Source organism: Massilia sp. IC2-477 (assembly GCF_020707265.1).
GTDB lineage: Bacteria > Pseudomonadota > Gammaproteobacteria > Burkholderiales > Burkholderiaceae_D > Telluria.
Map to the genome: position 1 here is coordinate 403,301 of NZ_JAJFEQ010000005.1, position 17,318 is coordinate 420,618.

A 17,318-nucleotide genomic window follows, 5' to 3' on the forward strand; every position below is an offset into this window, starting at 1 on the left:
TTAGGCAGTGCGCCGCGTCAGTGCCGCAAAAATCACGAAACGGAGAACCAAAAAAATGGACTTTAGCATAAAAGCATTCGACACCAAGAACACCCTGGCCGCCGCCAAAACCGGCGTGCTGGCAGTGGCCGTGTTCGAAAACAAGAAGCTGTCGCAGGCTGCCAGGGCTCTCGATGCCAGCGGCGACATCACCGCGGCGCTCAAGTCCGGCGATATCAGCGGCAAGGCCGGTTCGACCCTGCTGCTGCGCGGCGTGAACGGCGTCGCCGCGGCACGCGTGCTGCTGGTGGGCATGGGCACGGACGAAGCGCTGAGCGAAAAGAGCTATAGCAGCGCCGTCGGCGCCGCCCTGAAGGTATTCGCTACCCTGGGCAGCCAGGATGCCATTATCGCATTCCCGCTGGCGGATGTGAAAGACCGCGACGTCAACTGGGCAGTGCGCGCACTTGTGATCGCCGCCAACGAGACCGAGCACCGCACTGATAGCCAGAAGAGCAAGAAAGACCCGCAGCCGACCGGCGTGCGCAAGATCACCATCGCCGCCGATGCCGCGAATGCCGCCACCGCGCTCAAGGGCACCCTGGCGCAGGCCGTCGCGATCTCGAACGGCATGCAGCTGACCAAGGAACTGGGCAACCTGTCGCCGAACGTCTGCACCCCGACCTATCTCGCGAACACCGCGCGTCAACTGGCCGACGAGTACGGCTTCGACATCGAAGTGCTGGAGCGCAAGCAGCTGGAAGCCCTCAAGATGGGCAGCTTCCTGTCGGTGGCCAAGGGCAGCGACGAAGCGCCGAAGTTCATCGTCCTCAAGCACATGGGCGGCAACAAGAAGGATGCGCCGGTGGTCCTGGTCGGCAAGGGCATCACTTTTGATACCGGCGGCATCTCGATCAAGCCGGGTCCGGGCATGGACGAGATGAAGTACGACATGTGCGGCGCCGGCTCGGTACTGGGCACCTTCCGCGCAATCGGCGAGATGGGCCTGAAGCTGAACGTGATCGGCATCGTGGCCGCCTGCGAGAACATGCCGTCGGGCCGCGCCTCCAAGCCGGGCGACATCGTGACCTCGATGAACGGCCTCACCATCGAGATCCTGAACACCGACGCCGAAGGCCGCCTGATCCTGTGCGACGCCCTCACCTACGCCGAGCGCTTCAAGCCGGCCGCCGTGGTCGACATCGCCACCCTCACCGGCGCCTGCATCGTGGCCCTGGGCCATCACACCAGCGGCCTGTTCACCCGCCACGACGACGCGCACGACGCGCTGGCCGAAGAACTGCTGGACGCCGGCAAGCAGGCCGGCGACGTGGCATGGCGCTTCCCGCTGGGCGAGAACTACAACGAGCAGCTCAAGTCGAACTTCGCCGACCTGGCCAACATCGGCACCCCGGGCGCGGCCTCGATCACCGCGGCCTGCTTCCTGGAGAACTTCACCCGCAAGTACACCTGGGCCCACCTGGACATCGCCGGCACCGCCTGGAAATCGGGTGCCAACAAGGGCGCGACCGGCCGTCCGGTGCCGCTGCTGACCACCTTCCTGATGAACCGCGTCTGAAATCTGGCAGCGCCGGAATGAAATATTCTTTCATTCCTGCGCTGTGGTGAAATATTATTTCATCAAGAAAAAAGCCCCGCATGCGGGGCTTTTTATTGTTCAGAACACTGGACTGTCGACCCGCTGGCTTGCCGCCAGCGCATCTTTCGACGGCAGCGGCGCCATCAGCACCGTCAGGTTGGCCGGGTAGGAGTAGCCCGCCCCGGTGTAGCGGTCGACAAGCATGCCGACCCCGGCGCTGATCACGACATTCCCCATCAGCCCCGCCATGTCGGCGCGCGAGCCGACGCTTTCCTGCGCCACGCCGGCGCCGTCCTTCTTGCAGCTGACCGTCAGGGGCTTCGTGCTGCGGGTGACGGTCACCCGGCCCGGAGCGACCACGAACCAGCGCCCCATGTCATTGCTCAGGATGCAGCCCACCCCGCCGACTTCCTGGTAGTCGAGCACGGCATGCAGTTCGAGTTGCTGCAGGGGCGAATCGGATACGGTGGCGCAGCCGCTCAGCAAGAGCGGGACAGCCAGCAGGATAGAGAAAAGTTGCTTCATGCTGCCATTAACGGCAGGCAAGAACAAATGCTGAAGGGTAGCTATTCGGGAAGCGCCGCGAAACGCGGCACGGCGGCGCCGTCGACCTCGACGGTCTCGAAGAAGGCGGCGCGCGGACGGACCCAGACGGCGCCGTCCTGGCCGCGGTACACCATCACGGGCGTGTGGTCTGCTTCCAGCACGGCTTCGCACACCAGCTCGTAGACACCGCCCTTGTAGTGGCGGTAGCGTTGCGTGGACACTCAGGCCTTGCTGTCGGCCAGTTCCTTCTGCTTCTTCTTGAGGCCCTGGATGACCTTCAGCACGCCTTCCATGCCGGCGGCTTCGTCCAGTTCGCTGAATGCGTCCAGCACTTCGTTGAGCACGCGGTTGCGCACCGTTGCTTCGTCCTGGGTCACGGCCGGCTTCTGCTCTTCCCTGGCGAACTTCGATGGCGCTTCGGCTGCAGCCTTGGCGCCGTGCGTCAGGGCGGCCTGCCAGATCACCCAGCGGCGCTGGGTTTCGTAGACGAGATATTCCTCGGGTTTGTCCTCGCGGCGGCGGGTGATATGGCCTTCGCGGGCAGCCCACGCTTCGAATGCAGTGCGCATTTCAGTCCTTTGTAAATCGGCGTTCGGGTTCATCTGCTATCGAAAAAACAAGATTTCGAATAGTACCACTTTGCACCGTGCCAACATGCCCCGCACGATTGATGGGCGGGGCTGGCAACCGAACCTGTTTTCTCAGTCTCCATAGTACTGCGTTAGTTGCCACAGCGCAATACCATATATTTATCAAGAAACAGTGTTAAATGCTTTCCCGCTAGTTTAATGCTTTTGCGAATGGTTTTACAGTCCACACTGCATAAAAAACACAGTGCTTTAGTATTCTATTAAGTTATTCTAGCATGACCACTTGTACTGCACACAATACTGTAGGTCGTTTAGCAACAATTTCCCACGGTTTATTATATTTACGACTGTTAAATTGATGAAATGAATGCAAGCAGCATAAGGCCGGCCTACCTCTCTTCCCGTGAAATCACGCAACAAAATCGGCGCTGCCGATTTCAGTTTGGATGAAGTCGCCTGCTGGTCATCAAAGAATGGTGCCTGAATGATATAGTTTGTGTCCCGTTCATCAAGTAAATATCATGGCCGTCTCCCTTTCGCTCGTCATCCCGACCTATAACCGCGCCCATCTCATCGCCGAAACGCTCGACTACGCCCTGCGCCAGACGGTGCCGTTCGCGGAGATCATCGTGGTCGACGATGGCTCGACGGATCATACCGTCGAGGTGCTTGGGCCCTACGAAGGACGTATCAAGCTGATCCGCAGCGCGAACGGGGGCGTACAGGCCGCGCGCAATCGTGGCGTTGCCGCCGCCTCGAGCGAGTATGTCACCCTGTGCGATTCGGACGACCTGCTGGAGCCGCAGTTCGTCGAGACCATGGGCGCATGGCTGGATGCGCATCGGGACATCGATGCCGCGTACACCAATATCCGCAAGTTCCGCGGCGACGAGCTCGAATCCGACCACCTGTCTCAGGCCCCCGACAGCTTCATGCAGGGCGCCCGCCTGAGCGACGGCTTTTACCGCGACATTCCGGACCTGTATCTGCGCCTGTTCACCATCCACTTTTTCTATCCGACCGGATGCACCCTCAAGAAGGCCTTTTACGAGGGAATCGGTGGCTTCAATCCGATGTTCAACCGCGTCGGCGCCGAGGACGGAGAGTTCACCCTGCGTGCGGCGGCCGCCGGCAAGATCGCCTGCTGCGCCGCGCCACTTGCGCGCATCAGGCGGCATGACGGCAACGACTCGGCCGACGCGCTCTACATGATCGTGGGCAGCGCCCAGATCCTGGAATACGCTTCGCAACACCACCGCAATGTGCAGCAATATGTGCCGGCGCTGCGCGACATGGTCAGCGAGCTGCGCCTGCAGGCCGCCAACGACGCGTTTGCGAAAGCCAAGTTCGACATCGCCGAGCGCATGTTCGTACATCCCCACGCAGGCCCGATGGGCCTGAAATTTCACCTCAAGAAGACGATCACGCGCCTGCCCGCGCCCTTGCGACGGCTGGCGTGGAAAGCGACGCAGGCGCGCTAGCGGCTCTCCGCAGCTGGATGCGGCCTGGCCCCACTCCTGGTGCGCCAATCGGGTATGATGCGGCCGCCGCTGATGCTTGCCGCCCGCAAGCGGCGGCGCCCCTTTAAACACAGCTCACCGCATACCATGAACATCGCCACCTGGAACGTCAATTCGCTGAAAATCCGTCTGCCGCACCTGCTTGCCTGGCTGGAGGCGAATCCGGTCGACGTGCTGTGCATCCAGGAGACCAAGCTCACCGACGACAAGTTTCCCGTGGCCGCGTTGAACGAGGCCGGCTACCAGGTCGCCTTCACCGGCCAGAAGACCTATAACGGGGTGGCGATCGTGTCGAAGCATCCGATCGAGGACGTCCAGAAAGGCAACCCGTATTTCGAGGACGAGCAGCAGCGCCTGATCGCCGCCACCGTCAAGGGCATGCGCATCATCTGCGCCTACGTGGTGAACGGCCAGGAAATCGGCAGCGACAAGTTCGCCTACAAGATGGCCTGGCTGGCGGGGCTGCGCGAGTGGGTGGCCGCCGAGCTGCGCGCGCATCCGCAGCTGGCCGTGCTGGGCGACTACAACATCGCGCCGGAAGCGCGCGACGTGCACGACCCGGCCGAATGGGAAAACCACATCCACTTCACCCCGCCCGAGCGCGAGGCGCTGCAGCAGCTGATGGCGCTCGGTTTGATTGATGCCTTCCGCCTGTTCGAGCAGCCGGAAAAGCAGTACAGCTGGTGGGATTACCGCCAGATGGCCTTCCGCCGCAACCGCGGCCTGCGCATCGACCACATTCTGCTGTCAAGCGCGCTGGCGGAGCGCTGCACCGCCTGCCACATCGACCGCGAGACGCGCAAATGGGAGCAGCCCTCGGACCACGCGCCGGTGGTGGCGACGCTGGCCGAGTGAGCGCTTAACCGGTGATCGCGTCCAGCGCCGAATCGACCAGCAGGCGCGCCGCATCGCTTGCCGGCAGCGGGCGCGCGAACAGATAGCCCTGGGCGTACTGGCAGCCGTAGCCGCCCAGCAGCGCGTACTGCCCTTCGGTCTCGACGCCTTCGGCCACCACCAGCAACTGCAGGCTGTTGGCCAGCGCCATCACGGCGGCCACGATGGCGCGGTCTTCCGAACTCGCCTCCAGCTCGCGCACGAAGGCCCTATCGATCTTGATCTTGCGGACCGGGAAGCGCTTCAGGTAGGCCAGGCTCGAGTAGCCGGTGCCGAAGTCGTCGATCGACACGCGCATGCCCATGCCGTTAATCTGGCGCAGGGTGTCCAGGGTCTGGCCGCCGTGCTGCATCAGCGCGGTCTCGGTGATCTCGAACTCGACCAGCGCCGGATCGATGCCGGTCGCGCCGACGATGCCCCGGATCGATTCCACCAGTCCATCGTGCATGAACTGGCGCGCCGACAGGTTGATCGCCAGCGGCACCGCGGGCAGGCCCAGCGCCTGCCAGGCCATGCTCTGCTCGCAGGCAGTGCGGATCACCCACTCCCCGACTGTGACGATCATGCCGTTCTCTTCCAGGATCGGGATGAACTCGTCCGGGCCAACCAGTACATTGTCGAACTGCGCCCCGCGCCGCCAGCGCAGCAGCACCTCGAGCGCGTGCAGGCGGCGGGTGGCGGTGCTGATGATGGGCTGGTAGTGCAGCTCGAACTCGCCGCGCGCGAGCGCCCCGCGCAGGTTCGATTCCAGCTCGAAGCGGCGCGCCGCCGCCTGGTTCATGCGCTGGTCGAAGAACTGGTAGTTGTTGCGCCCCAGCGCCTTGGCGTGGTACATCGCCGCGTCGGCATGGCGCATCAGGGTGTCGACGTCGTTGCCGTCGTCCGGGCACAGGCAGATCCCGATCGAGGGCGTGATGTGCAGGCTGTGGCCTTCCAGCGGGAAGGGCGTGGCCAGCGCGTCAATGATCTTGTCGCCCACCAGCGCGCATTCGTCGGGCCCGCCGACGTCCGGCAGCAGCACCACGAACTCGTCGCCGCCCAGGCGCGCCACCGTGTCGCTCTCGCGCACCGACTCGCACAGGCGCCGCCCTACTTCGCGCAGCAGCTGGTCGCCGATCGCATGGCCGAGCGAATCGTTGATGGTCTTGAAGCGGTCGAGGTCGAGGAACATCACGGCCAGCCTTTGCCCGTTGCGGTGCGCGGCGCGCAGGGCGCAGTCGAGGCGGTCGGACAGCAGCACGCGGTTCGGCAGCCGGGTCAGGCTGTCGTAATACGCCATGTGGTGCACACGCGCTTCGGCCTGGCGCCGCTCCGCGATCTCTTCCTGCAGCAGCGCATTCGCGCCGGCCAGTTCGGCGGTGCGCGCGGCCACGCGGATCTCGAGTTCGTCACGGGCACGGCGGATCGCGTCGGCCGCCTCGCGCTGGCTGGTGACGTCGTCGATCATCCAGACGCTGCGCCCGGCCTTGTCGGCCATGTCGAACAGGCGTCCCGACAGGCGCGCCCAGAACAGGGTGCCGTCGCGGCGCGCCATCCGGTATTCGGCAGTGTGCACCTGCCCTGTCCCGAAGCTGCGCAGGGTATCGGCGCGCGCCGTGCGCCAGGCGGCTTCGTCCGGGTAGAGCGCGCGCACCGGGGTGCCGTCCATGCCGCCCGCCGGGCTGCCGAACAGCTCTTCCATCTTGCTGTTGCAATGCAGGGTCACGCCGTTCTCGACCACGGCGATGCCCAGCACCGCGTTGTCGAGGATGGCGCGGTTTTCCATCAGCGCGTTGCGCAGCTGGATTTCGTCGTGGCGCTCGCGCGTGCGGTCCTCGAACATCCAGATCGCGCCGAGCTCGGGGTCGTCCGGGTTGAACAGGTAGCCGTTGAGCTGACCCCAGATGCGGCTGCCGTCCTTGCGTACCAGCTCGGTCTCGGCGCGGTAAGGCAGGCCCTGCGCCAGCTGCGGGTAGGCCGTGGTCCCGAACTCCTGGAAGGACGCGTCGTCCGGATACACGATGCGGGTCGAGCGGCCCAGCGCCTCGCCGTCGCGGTAGCCGAACATGCGGCCGAAGGCGGGGTTGTAGCGGTGGATCACCCGGTTGCGGGTGTACATGATGCCGACCGTCGCGTTGTTCATGATGGCCTGCACCTCGAGCAGCGCCTGGCGCGCATCGGTCACGTCCTCGGCGATCCAGATGGTGCCCGCTTCGCGCGCGTTCGGGTCCACCGCGCGGCCGCGCAGGCGCGCCCACATGATGGAGCCGTCGCGGCGCCGGAACGGCTGCTCGCCCTTCTCATACAGGCCGCCGCCGGCCAGCACCGGATAGGCTTCCTGGACCAGCAGGTGATAGGCCTCGGGGGTGGCGAAGATGTCGACCGGGCGCAGCCGGCACAACTCGGCGTAGGAATAACCGAGCATCTCGCAGATGCGCGGATTGCAGGACTTGAACTGGCCCGGCAAGGTGAAGGCGATGCCGACCGGCGCGTTTTCCAGGATGGCGTGCTGCTCGCGCAAGGCGACGTGCAGCAGTTCCTGCTCGAGGTCCGCGCCCTTGGCCTGCGCCTGCGCCGCGGCGCCCGCGGTGGCGAGCCCGGCGACGAGCGCATGCTTGCTTGGGAGTCGGTCCATTATGGTTTTTTTGCTATGGGCTGGCTTGCCTTTTAGCAATCATAAACCACAAATGCTTGCTGTTCCATAACTAACAGAAACGCAAATGGGCCGTGTTGTTGCGGCCCATCAACGCAATGGTCTAGAAACAATCTCCAGGTACACGCACCCAGCCTTCCATCAGCACGCGTGCGCTGCGGCTCATGATCGCCTTCGCGACCGTCCACTCGCCATTCGCCTGGACCGCCTCGGCCCCGACCCGCAGGGTGCCGGACGGGTGGCCGAAGCGCACCGCGGTGCGCTTATTTTCCCCACCTTCGCCGCCGGCCGCCAGGTTCACCAGGGTGCCCGGGATGGCGGCCGCGGTACCGATCGCCACCGCGGCGGTGCCCATCATCGCGTGGTGCAGCTTGCCCATCGAGAGCGCGCGCACCAGCAGGTCGACGTCGGACGCATTGACCTGCTTGCCGCTGGAGGCGACGTAGCTGGCGGGCCTGGCCACGAAGGCGACCTTCGGGGTGTGCTGGCGCTTGGCCGCATCCTCGATGCTGGAGATCAGGCCCATGCGCAGGGCGCCGTGGGCGCGGATGGTCTCGAACATCGCCAGCGCGCGCGGGTCGCCGTTGATGGCGTCCTGCAGCTCCGCGCCCGTATAGCCGATTGCCTCCGCGTTCACGAAGATGGTCGGGATGCCGGCATTGATCATGGTCGCCTTCAAGGTGCCGACACCCGGCACCTCGAGTTCGTCGACCAGGTTCCCGGTCGGAAACATCGACCCGCCGGCGCCCTCTTCCTCGGCCGCCGGGTCGAGGAATTCCAGCTGCACTTCGGCCGCCGGGAAGGTGACGCCGTCGAGTTCGAAGTCGCCGGTTTCCTGCACCTGGCCGTCGGTCACGGGGACGTGGGCGATGATGGTCTTGCCGATGTTGGCCTGCCAGATGCGCACCGTGGCCATGCCGCTTTGCGGCACGCGGCCTGGTTCGACCAGGCCGCTGGCGATGGCGAACGAGCCGACGGCCGAGGACAGGTTGCCGCAATTGCCGCTCCAGTCGACGAAGGGCTTGTCGATCGAGACCTGGCCGAACAGGTAGTCGACGTCGTGGTCATCACGTTCGCTTTTCGCGACGATCACGGCCTTGCTGGTGCTCGAGGTGGCGCCGCCCATGCCGTCGATCTGCTTGCCGTAGGGGTCGGGGCTGCCGATCACGCGCAGCAGGAGCGCATCGCGCGCCGCGCCGGGTGTCTGGGCGGCTGCGGGAAGGTCTTGCAAGCGGAAGAAGACGCCTTTGCTGGTGCCGCCACGCATGTAGGTGGCGGGGATTTTGATTTGGGGTGTAAAGGCCATTACATTGTCCGGTTGTGTAGGGTGGGCGGCTTCGCCGCCCACCCGGTCAGCCGACGCAATTAAATCGCGTCGCGACCATTCACGTGATGGTTGACCGCGTGGGCGGGAAATCCGCCCACCCTACAGTTATGCAGCAGCTTTGGGAGCCGACGATTCCAGGAAATCCTGCGCAAAACGCTGCAAGACCCCACCCGCATCATAGATCGCCACTTCCTCGGCGGTGTCGAGACGGCAGGTCACCGGCACCTCGACGCGCTCGCCGTTCTTGCGATGAATCACGAGCGTCAGGTCGGCGCGCGGCATGCGTGCGCCGATCACATCGAAGGTCTCGGTGCCGTCGATGCCCAGTGTCAGGCGGTTCACGCCCGGCTTGAACTCCAGCGGCAGCACGCCCATGCCGACCAGGTTGGTGCGGTGGATGCGCTCGAAGCCTTCGGCCACGATCGCTTCCACGCCCGCCAGGCGCACGCCCTTGGCCGCCCAGTCGCGCGACGAGCCCTGGCCGTAATCGGCGCCGGCGATCACGATCAGGGGCTGCTTGCGCTCCATGTAGGTCTCGATCGCTTCCCACATGCGCGTAACCGTAGCTTCCGGCTCGATACGCGCCAGCGAACCCGCCTTCACGTTGCCCATCGCGTCACGCACCATTTCGTTCTTGAGCGTTGGGTTGGCAAAGGTTGCGCGCTGCGCCGTCAGGTGGTCGCCGCGGTGCGTGGCATAGGAATTGAAGTCCTCTTCCGGCAGGCCCATCTTCGCCAGGTACTCGCCGGCGGCGGAGTCCAGCAGGATCGCGTTCGACGGCGACAAGTGGTCGGTGGTGATGTTGTCGCCCAGGACCGCCAGCGGACGCATCCCGGCCAAGCTACGCTCGCCGGCCAGCGCGCCTTCCCAATACGGCGGACGACGGATGTAGGTACTCTGCGGACGCCAGTCGTACAGCGGGCTCACCTTCTCCCCATCGTCGGCGACACGGGCGAACATCGGCGTATAGACCTTGCGGAACTGCTCCGGCTTGACGCTGCTGGCGACAACAGCGTCGATCTCTTCGTCCGACGGCCACAGGTCGGCCAGGCGAATCTCTTTACCGGAAGCGTCCACGCCCAGCACATCCTTCTCGATGTCGAAGCGGATGGTGCCGGCGATCGCATAGGCCACCACCAGCGCCGGCGAAGCCAGGAAGGCCTGCTTGGCGTAGGGGTGGATGCGGCCGTCGAAATTGCGGTTGCCCGACAGGACGGCGGTCGCGTACAGGTCGCGTTCGATGATCTCCTGCTGAATGGTCGGATCGAGCGCGCCGCTCATGCCGTTGCAGGTGGTGCAGGCAAAGGCGACCACGCCGAAGCCCAGCTTTTCCAGTTCCGGCATCAGGCCGGCTTCTTCCAGGTACAGGGCGACGGCTTTCGACCCCGGCGCGAGCGAGCTCTTGACCCAGGACTTGCGCGTGAGGCCGGCGCGGTTGGCGTTGCGGGCGATCAGGCCGGCCGCGATCATGTTGCGCGGGTTGTTGGTGTTGGTGCAGCTGGTGATCGCCGCGATGATGACGGCGCCGTCCGGCATCAGGCCGGCTTCGTTCTCGACCTTGCCTGCGATGCCGCGCTCCGCCAGTTCCGAGGTCGGCACGCGCTTGTGCGGGTTCGAGGGGCCGGCGATGTTGCGCACCACGGACGACAGGTCGAAGCTCAGGACGCGTTCGTACTGGGCGTTCTCGAGGCTGTCGGCCCACAGGCCGGCTTCCTTCGCATAGGCCTCGACCAGTTGCACGGTCTCTTCTTCGCGGCCGGTCAGGCGCAGGTACTTGATGGTCTGCTCGTCGATGTAGAACATCGCCGCGGTGGCGCCGAATTCCGGGGCCATGTTAGAGATGGTGGCGCGGTCGCCCAGGGTCAGGCTCGATGCGCCTTCGCCGTAGAACTCGAGGTAGGCCGAGACGACCTTCGACTTGCGCAGGAACTCGGTCAGCGCCAGCACGATGTCGGTGGCGGTGATGCCGGGCTGCGGTTTGCCGGTCAGCTCGACGCCGACGATGTCCGGCAGGCGCATCCAGGACGCGCGGCCCAGCATGACGCTCTCGGCTTCCAGGCCGCCCACGCCGATCGCGATCACGCCCAGGGCGTCCACCATCGGGGTGTGCGAGTCGGTGCCGACCAGGGTGTCCGGATAGGCGACGCCCTTCTCCTGCTGGATGACGGGCGACATGCGCTCCAGGTTAATCTGGTGCAGGATGCCGTTCCCCGGCGGGATCACGTCGACGTTCTGGAAGGCCTTCTTGGTCCACTCGATGAAGTGGAAGCGGTCTTCGTTGCGGCGGTCCTCGATGGCGCGGTTCTTGGCAAAGGCGTCCGGATCGAAGCCGCCGCACTCGACGGCCAGCGAGTGGTCGACGACCAGCTGGGTCGGGACCACCGGGTTGACCAGGGCGGGGTCGCCACCCTGCTCGGCGATGGCGTCGCGCAGGCCGGCCAGGTCGACCAGCGCGGTCTGGCCCAGGATGTCGTGGCAGACCACGCGCGCGGGGAACCAGGGGAAGTCGAGGTCGCGCTTGCGTTCGATGATCTGCTTGAGCGAATCGGTCATGCTGGCCGGGTCGCAACGGCGGACCAGGTTCTCGGCCAGCACCCGCGAGGTGTAGGGCAGCGTGTCATAGGCGCCGGGCTGGATGGCCTCGACCGCGGCGCGCGTGTCGAAGTAGTCCAGCGAAGTGCCTGGGAGGGGTTTGCGGTGGTTGGTGTTCATGGTTCGAGCGTACTTTCAGGAGTACTAAGTGTTAGCCCGTGAACGTCATCCCGGCGAAGGCCGGGATCCAATTTTGCGTGGGTAGCCGCACAAACAAACTTGGGTACCGGCCTTCGCCGGTACGACGGTCTTGGGGCCGCGTGTACTAAGCTTACTTCCGATCCCCAATCGGCACAAACTGCAGATCCTCCGGACCCACATAATTCGCGCTCGGGCGGATGATCTTGTTGTCGATGCGCTGCTCGATGATGTGCGCAGCCCAGCCGGAGGTACGCGAGATGACGAACAGCGGCGTGAACATGGCGGTCGGCACGCCCATCATGTGGTAGGACACGGCCGAGAACCAGTCCAGGTTCGGGAACATCTTCTTGACTTCCCACATCACCGACTCCAGGCGCTCGGCGATGTCGAACATCTTCATGGAGCCGGCTTCCTGCGACAGCGTGCGCGCCACTTCCTTGATCACGACGTTGCGCGGGTCGCTGATGGTATACACCGGGTGGCCGAAACCGATCACGACTTCCTTGTTGGCGACGCGGTTGCGGATGTCCGCTTCGGCTTCGTCGGCATTCTCATAGCGCTTCTGGATGTCCAGCGCCACCTCGTTCGCACCGCCATGTTTCGGACCGCGCAGCGCGCCGATTGCGCCGGTGATGGCCGAGTGGATGTCCGAGCCGGTGCCGGCGATCACGCGGGACGTAAAGGTCGAGGCGTTGAACTCGTGTTCAGCGTACAGGATCAGCGAGGTGTGCATCGCGCGCACCCAGGACTCGCGTGGCTTTTCGCCGTGCAGCAGGTGCAGGAAGTGGCCGCCGATCGAGTCGTCGTCGGTCTCGACGTCGATGCGCTTGCCGCTATGACTGAAGTGGTACCAGTACAGCAGCATCGAACCGAAGGACGCCATCAGGCGGTCGGCGATATCGCGCGCGCCCGGGATGTTGTGGTCGTCCTTTTCCGGCAGCGTGCAGCCCAGCACGGATACGCCGGTGCGCATCACGTCCATCGGGTGGGCGCCGGCCGGCAGCGCTTCCAGCGCGCTCTTGACGGCCTGCGGCAGCCCGCGCAAGGACTTCAGCTTGGCCTTGTAGCCCTTCAGTTCAGCGCTGGTCGGCAGCTTGCCGTGCACCAGCAGGTAGGCGATCTCTTCGAATTCGCAGGTGGTGGCGACGTCCAGGATGTCGTAGCCGCGGTAGTGCAGATCATTGCCCGACTTGCCCACCGAGCAGAGCGCGGTATTGCCGGCGGCGACGCCGGAAAGGGCCACCGACTTCTTCGGCTTGAACGTTGGGGTCTCGTTGTTCTGGGTGCTCATGCGTGGATCTCCTGTGTTCTCAACTGATTTATTTGGTTTTCTTCTGGGCGAACAGCGCGTCCAGCTTCTGCTCGTAGCTGTGATAGTCGATGCGGTCGTACAGTTCCGCACGGGTCTGCATCGTGTCCAGCACGTTCTTCTGGGTGCCGTCGCGGCGGATCGCGTTGTAGACGTTCTCGGCCGCCTTGTTCATGGCGCGGAAGGCCGACAGCGGATACAGGGCGATGCTGACATTCGCGCTACGCAGTTCGTCGAGCGTGAACAGCGGGGTCGAGCCGAACTCCGTGATGTTGGCCAGCACCGGCACCTTGACGGCGTCGGCGAACTGTTTGTACATCTCCAGGCTGGTCATCGCTTCCGGGAAGATCATGTCGGCGCCCGCTTCCACGCAAGCGACGGCGCGCTCGATGGCGGCGTCCAGGCCTTCCACGGCCAGCGCGTCGGTGCGCGCCATGATCACGAAGTCATCGTCAGTGCGCGCGTCGGCAGCGGCCTTGACGCGGTCGACCATCTCGTCCTTGCTGACGATTTCCTTGCCCGGACGGTGGCCGCAACGCTTGGCGCCGACCTGGTCTTCGATGTGGCAGGCGGCGGCGCCGGCCTTGATGAGCGAGCGCACGGTGCGCGCCACGTTGAAGGCCGATGCGCCGAAACCGGTGTCGATGTCGACCAGCAGCGGCAGGTCGCACACGTCGGTGATGCGGCGCACGTCGATCAGGACGTCTTCCAGGCTCGAGATGCCCAGGTCCGGCAGGCCGAGCGAACCGGCGGCGACGCCGCCGCCCGACAGGTAGATGGCGCGGTAGCCGGCGCGCTTGGCCAGCAGCGCGTGGTTGGCGTTGATCGCGCCGATGACCTGCAGCGGGGATTCTTCCTGGACGGCCTTGCGGAATGAGGCGCCGGCGGAGTGATAAGTCATGCTTGTCCTTTCTTAGCTTGCATTAATTGAATACGGGATTGCATATTGCAAGCGCCGTGCCAGAGATGGACCACTACACACATGCTTTAAAATCAAATACTTAGCTTCATCTGGATGGAAAGCCAGTATCACAATCATGCGCTTTTATTTCATACACATGCAACATGCATCATAAATGAAACAACGATGAAACACGGTAGATACGCTCAGATAGTTGCGACGAGGCAAAACCCCACGTTGCGCACGCGATAAAGTCAAACTTCTACATTGCGCGAGGATCGTCATGCGAAAGTTCATGTCCATATTTTGTGCAAGCGTCACCCTCTTGGGGGCTGCGTGCATAAATGCAAATGCTGCGTTATCGTCGAAAGCGACGAAGCCATCTAATGGAAAGCACCAGCAGAAATCAGTTGGATTAGACCCGTTTGCCTGGCTCGGCCCTCTTCCCACCAGCCTCGATAGAAGCTCGGTAGAAAAAGCGCGTCATGATCTCTTGCGCAAAATTGAGTCAGATCTCCACGGCGCAAACCCTGATGTATTGACATTCACCTGTCGCACGCCAGCACAGATGGGCTCGACGCCGCTCATGGAAAGGCTCGAGCGATATTTGGACGCCTATCCAGAGAGTGAATCCAATCAGGCACAGCTAACGGACTTGCACGCAGCAGCAGCGGCAGGAAACTGGTTGGCGCGAGGTTGGCTCTTCAGTAACCTCATAAATAAGCAAGACATTGTTTCGCAATACCGAGCTCTGCAACTGGGCGAATGGATGCGTGATCGAAACCTGGGCCCGGTGTTTCGCTGGTTCAGCAAGACAACCGGGGACGACGCCGAATACACAACTCAAAACACTGCCGACATACACGCTGCGATGCGACAGAGCTATCCAGCTCAGTATGAACTCGGTAAGCAGTTAGCCCATGACGAAGATCTCGCGAAAGCCGCAGTTGGACAGCACATGATGGCATGCGCCGAGCACGCGTTGCCGTCATATCCAAGACTACTTGGGATACGCACTTATACCTCCCGCCGTGCGATGTGGGCAGATCAGGTCGATGCGCCTGTCGATCCGACACCTCCTGCGGGACCAATCAACGGCAAATAGGTGCGCCGCTATCGCTGACCCAGCAATCCGCCTCCTGGCACAGCAAAAAAAACCCCGCCGCAGCGGGGTTCTGGCAGAGCCGGAAGGCTTAGTGGCCGGACGCTGCGGCGGCGCCGATGCCGGTTTCCGAACGCACTTCCTGCGCTTCGAAGCCGGCCTTGTCGATCGCTGCGCGCGGGCTCTTGTCGGTGACCGAGAAGAACCAGATGCCGAAGAAGCCCACCGCCATCGAGAAGATCGCCGGCGAGGTGTAGGGGAAGATCGGCGCGGCGTTGCCGAGCACGTCGACCCACACCGACTTCGACACCAGGGTCAGGATCACGGCGGTGGCCAGGCCCAGGAAGCCGCCCACGGTGGCGCCGCGGGTGGTGCAATCCTTCCACAGCACCGACATGAACAGCACCGGGAAGTTGGCCGAAGCCGCGATCGCGAAGGCCAGCGACACCATGAAGGCGACGTTCTGCTTCTCGAACGCGATCCCCAGCAGCACGGCGATGACGCCGAGCGCAATGGTGGTGATCTTCGAGACTTTCAGTTCGTCGGCGCTGTTGGCATTGCCCTTCTTGAACACGGTGGCGTACAGGTCGTGCGACACGGCCGAGGCGCCCGACAGGGTCAGGCCGGCCACGACCGCCAGGATGGTCGCGAAGGCCACCGCCGAGATGAAGCCCAGGAAGATGTCGCCGCCCACGGCCTTGGCCAGGTGCACCGCCGCCATGTTGTTACCGCCGAGGAGCTTGCCTGCCGCGTCCTTGAAGTCCGGGTTGGTCCCGACCAGCACGATCGCGCCGAAGCCGATGATGAAGGTGAGGATGTAGAAGTAGCCGATCCAGGTGGTGGCCCACAGCACCGACTTGCGCGCTTCTTTCGCGCTCGGGACGGTGAAGAAGCGCATCAGGATGTGCGGCAGGCCGGCGGTGCCGAACATCAGCGCCATGCCGAAGGAGACTGCCGAGATCGGGTCTTTCAGGAAGCCGCCCGGGCCCATGATCGAGTCGCCCTTGGCATGCACTTCGGTCGCGGTGGCGAACAGTTTTTCAGGGCTGAAGTTGTACTGCGCCAGCACCGAGAAGGCCATGAAGGAAGCGCCCGCCAGCAGCATGACGGCCTTGATGATCTGCACCCAGGTGGTGGCGGTCATGCCGCCGAACAGCACGTAGACCATCATCAGCACGCCGACGATGACGACCGCGATCCAGTATTCCAGGCCGAACAGCAGCTTGATCAGCTGGCCGGCGCCGACCATCTGGGCGATCAGGTAGAACGCGACCACGACCAGGGTGCCGGAGGCCGCGAACACGCGGATCGGCTTCTGGTGGAAGCGGTAGGCGGCGACGTCGGCAAAGGTGAAGCGGCCCAGGTTGCGCAGGCGCTCGGCCATCAGGAAGGTGATCACCGGCCAGCCGACCAGGAAGCCGATCGCGTAGATCAGGCCATCGAAACCGTCCAGGAACACGGCGGCAGAAATGCCGAGGAAGGAGGCCGCCGACATGAAGTCACCGGCGATCGCCAGGCCGTTCTGGAAGCCCGAGATACCGCCGCCGGCGGTGTAGAAGTCGGAGGCCGAGCGGGTCTTGGCCGCGGCCCACTTGGTGATGAACAGGGTCAGCACGACGAAGATCGCGAACATGCTGATCGCGGTCCAGTTGGTGGCCTGCTTGGTGGCCTGGCCGAGGTCGGGCGCGGCCCAGGCGGCGCCGCTCAGGGCCAGCAGGGAAAGGAAGCTCAGGGCACGGGTCTTCATGCGGCCTCCTGGCGCGAGGAGGCTGCCTTGGCCTTGATGGCCTCGGTCAGCTCGTCGTATTCGCCGTTGGCGCGGCGCACGTAGATGGCGGTGACGACCACGGTGAACAGGATGACGAACAGGCCCAGCGGAATGCCCCAGGTCATGACGCCGTCGCCGAAACGGCTGCCCATGAATTCCTTGTCGAAGGCGCACAGCAGCGTGAAGCCGTAATACACGACCATCATGCTCCAGGTGAGAATCCAGCCGAAGCGCGAGCGCTTCGTGACCAGCTTGCGATAGTTGGGGTCGGACTTGACCCGATGTACAACGTCTTGATCCAATTGTGTCTCCGGTTATCTATTCTGGTGATGCCTGTTATTCAGGGCTGGGTCCATCCTACGGGCGCGCCCTTACCTCATTCTTACGCTGCCTTACGCGGAACTGACGGCGAGGGCG

General features: G+C 63.9%; 14 protein-coding genes. 4 read left to right on the top strand and 10 right to left on the bottom strand.

Annotation, left to right across the window (positions count from 1 at the left end):
• The first annotated feature begins 55 nt into the window (after positions 1 to 55).
• The gene (locus LK542_RS13065) at positions 56 to 1,558 is read left to right on the top strand and encodes a leucyl aminopeptidase (protein WP_227812225.1); all 1,503 of its coding nucleotides are present in this window, start codon (positions 56 to 58) and stop codon (positions 1,556 to 1,558) included.
• A gap of 99 nt (positions 1,559 to 1,657) precedes the next feature.
• Here the strand turns inward: LK542_RS13065 and LK542_RS13070 are convergent, their stop codons facing one another.
• Genes LK542_RS13070 through LK542_RS13080 form a run of 3 tightly spaced genes read right to left on the bottom strand, consistent with a single transcriptional unit; the run spans position 1,658 to position 2,694 of the window.
• Positions 1,658 to 2,104 carry a hypothetical protein gene (locus LK542_RS13070; RefSeq protein ID WP_227800607.1) on the bottom strand — a complete coding sequence of 149 codons (447 nt, stop codon included), beginning with the start codon at positions 2,102 to 2,104 and terminating at the stop codon, positions 1,658 to 1,660.
• A 41-nt stretch (positions 2,105 to 2,145) separates the two neighbouring features.
• Positions 2,146 to 2,346: a DUF1653 domain-containing protein gene (locus LK542_RS13075; protein WP_227800606.1), complete on the bottom strand. Its 201-nt coding sequence runs from the start codon at positions 2,344 to 2,346 to the stop codon at positions 2,146 to 2,148.
• The gene (locus tag LK542_RS13080) at positions 2,347 to 2,694 is read right to left on the bottom strand and encodes a hypothetical protein (protein ID WP_227800605.1); all 348 of its coding nucleotides are present in this window, start codon (positions 2,692 to 2,694) and stop codon (positions 2,347 to 2,349) included.
• 542 nt (positions 2,695 to 3,236) lie between these two features.
• Here LK542_RS13080 and LK542_RS13085 point away from each other — a divergent pair.
• Both LK542_RS13085 and xth read left to right on the top strand, forming a co-directional pair.
• Positions 3,237 to 4,196, top strand: coding sequence for a glycosyltransferase family A protein (locus LK542_RS13085; RefSeq protein ID WP_227812226.1), 960 nt, complete (start codon positions 3,237 to 3,239; stop codon positions 4,194 to 4,196).
• 126 nt (positions 4,197 to 4,322) lie between these two features.
• Positions 4,323 to 5,090, top strand: a complete 768-nt coding sequence (gene xth / locus LK542_RS13090; protein ID WP_227812227.1) for an exodeoxyribonuclease III — start codon at positions 4,323 to 4,325, stop codon at positions 5,088 to 5,090.
• A 4-nt stretch (positions 5,091 to 5,094) separates the two neighbouring features.
• Here the strand turns inward: xth and LK542_RS24895 are convergent, their stop codons facing one another.
• From LK542_RS24895 to prpB, 5 genes are all read right to left on the bottom strand, one after another.
• Positions 5,095 to 7,743 (bottom strand): EAL domain-containing protein, encoded by a 2,649-nt coding sequence (locus LK542_RS24895; protein ID WP_307728968.1) that lies wholly within the window; start codon positions 7,741 to 7,743, stop codon positions 5,095 to 5,097.
• Between the two features lie 121 nt (positions 7,744 to 7,864).
• Complete coding sequence (gene prpF, locus LK542_RS13110; protein ID WP_227812228.1) at positions 7,865 to 9,067, bottom strand: 2-methylaconitate cis-trans isomerase PrpF; 1,203 nt, start codon at positions 9,065 to 9,067, stop codon at positions 7,865 to 7,867.
• Positions 9,068 to 9,193: 126 nt separating this feature from the next.
• Entirely contained in the window at positions 9,194 to 11,800 is a 2,607-nt protein-coding gene (gene acnD, locus LK542_RS13115) for a Fe/S-dependent 2-methylisocitrate dehydratase AcnD (RefSeq protein ID WP_227812229.1), read from the bottom strand.
• 151 nt (positions 11,801 to 11,951) lie between these two features.
• A complete protein-coding gene (gene prpC, locus LK542_RS13120; protein WP_227800600.1) occupies positions 11,952 to 13,112 on the bottom strand; it encodes a 2-methylcitrate synthase in 1,161 nt (386 codons plus the stop codon).
• A 28-nt stretch (positions 13,113 to 13,140) separates the two neighbouring features.
• On the bottom strand, positions 13,141 to 14,031 hold the full coding sequence (gene prpB / locus LK542_RS13125; RefSeq protein WP_227812230.1) for a methylisocitrate lyase: 891 nt from the start codon (positions 14,029 to 14,031) through the stop codon (positions 13,141 to 13,143).
• 283 nt (positions 14,032 to 14,314) lie between these two features.
• On the opposite strand from prpB, the gene LK542_RS13130 reads away from it, so the two are divergent.
• Positions 14,315 to 15,136, top strand: coding sequence for a hypothetical protein (locus LK542_RS13130; protein ID WP_227812231.1), 822 nt, complete (start codon positions 14,315 to 14,317; stop codon positions 15,134 to 15,136).
• Positions 15,137 to 15,224: 88 nt separating this feature from the next.
• On the opposite strand, the gene LK542_RS13135 is transcribed toward LK542_RS13130, so the two are convergent.
• Together LK542_RS13135 and LK542_RS13140 are read right to left on the bottom strand one after the other, a co-directional pair.
• Positions 15,225 to 16,880, bottom strand: coding sequence for a cation acetate symporter (locus LK542_RS13135; protein ID WP_227800598.1), 1,656 nt, complete (start codon positions 16,878 to 16,880; stop codon positions 15,225 to 15,227).
• The gene (locus LK542_RS13140; protein WP_227800597.1) at positions 16,877 to 17,203 is read right to left on the bottom strand and encodes a DUF485 domain-containing protein; all 327 of its coding nucleotides are present in this window, start codon (positions 17,201 to 17,203) and stop codon (positions 16,877 to 16,879) included. Before LK542_RS13140 ends, LK542_RS13135 begins: the two co-directional genes overlap by 4 nt.
• Between the last annotated feature and the right edge of the window lie 115 nt (positions 17,204 to 17,318).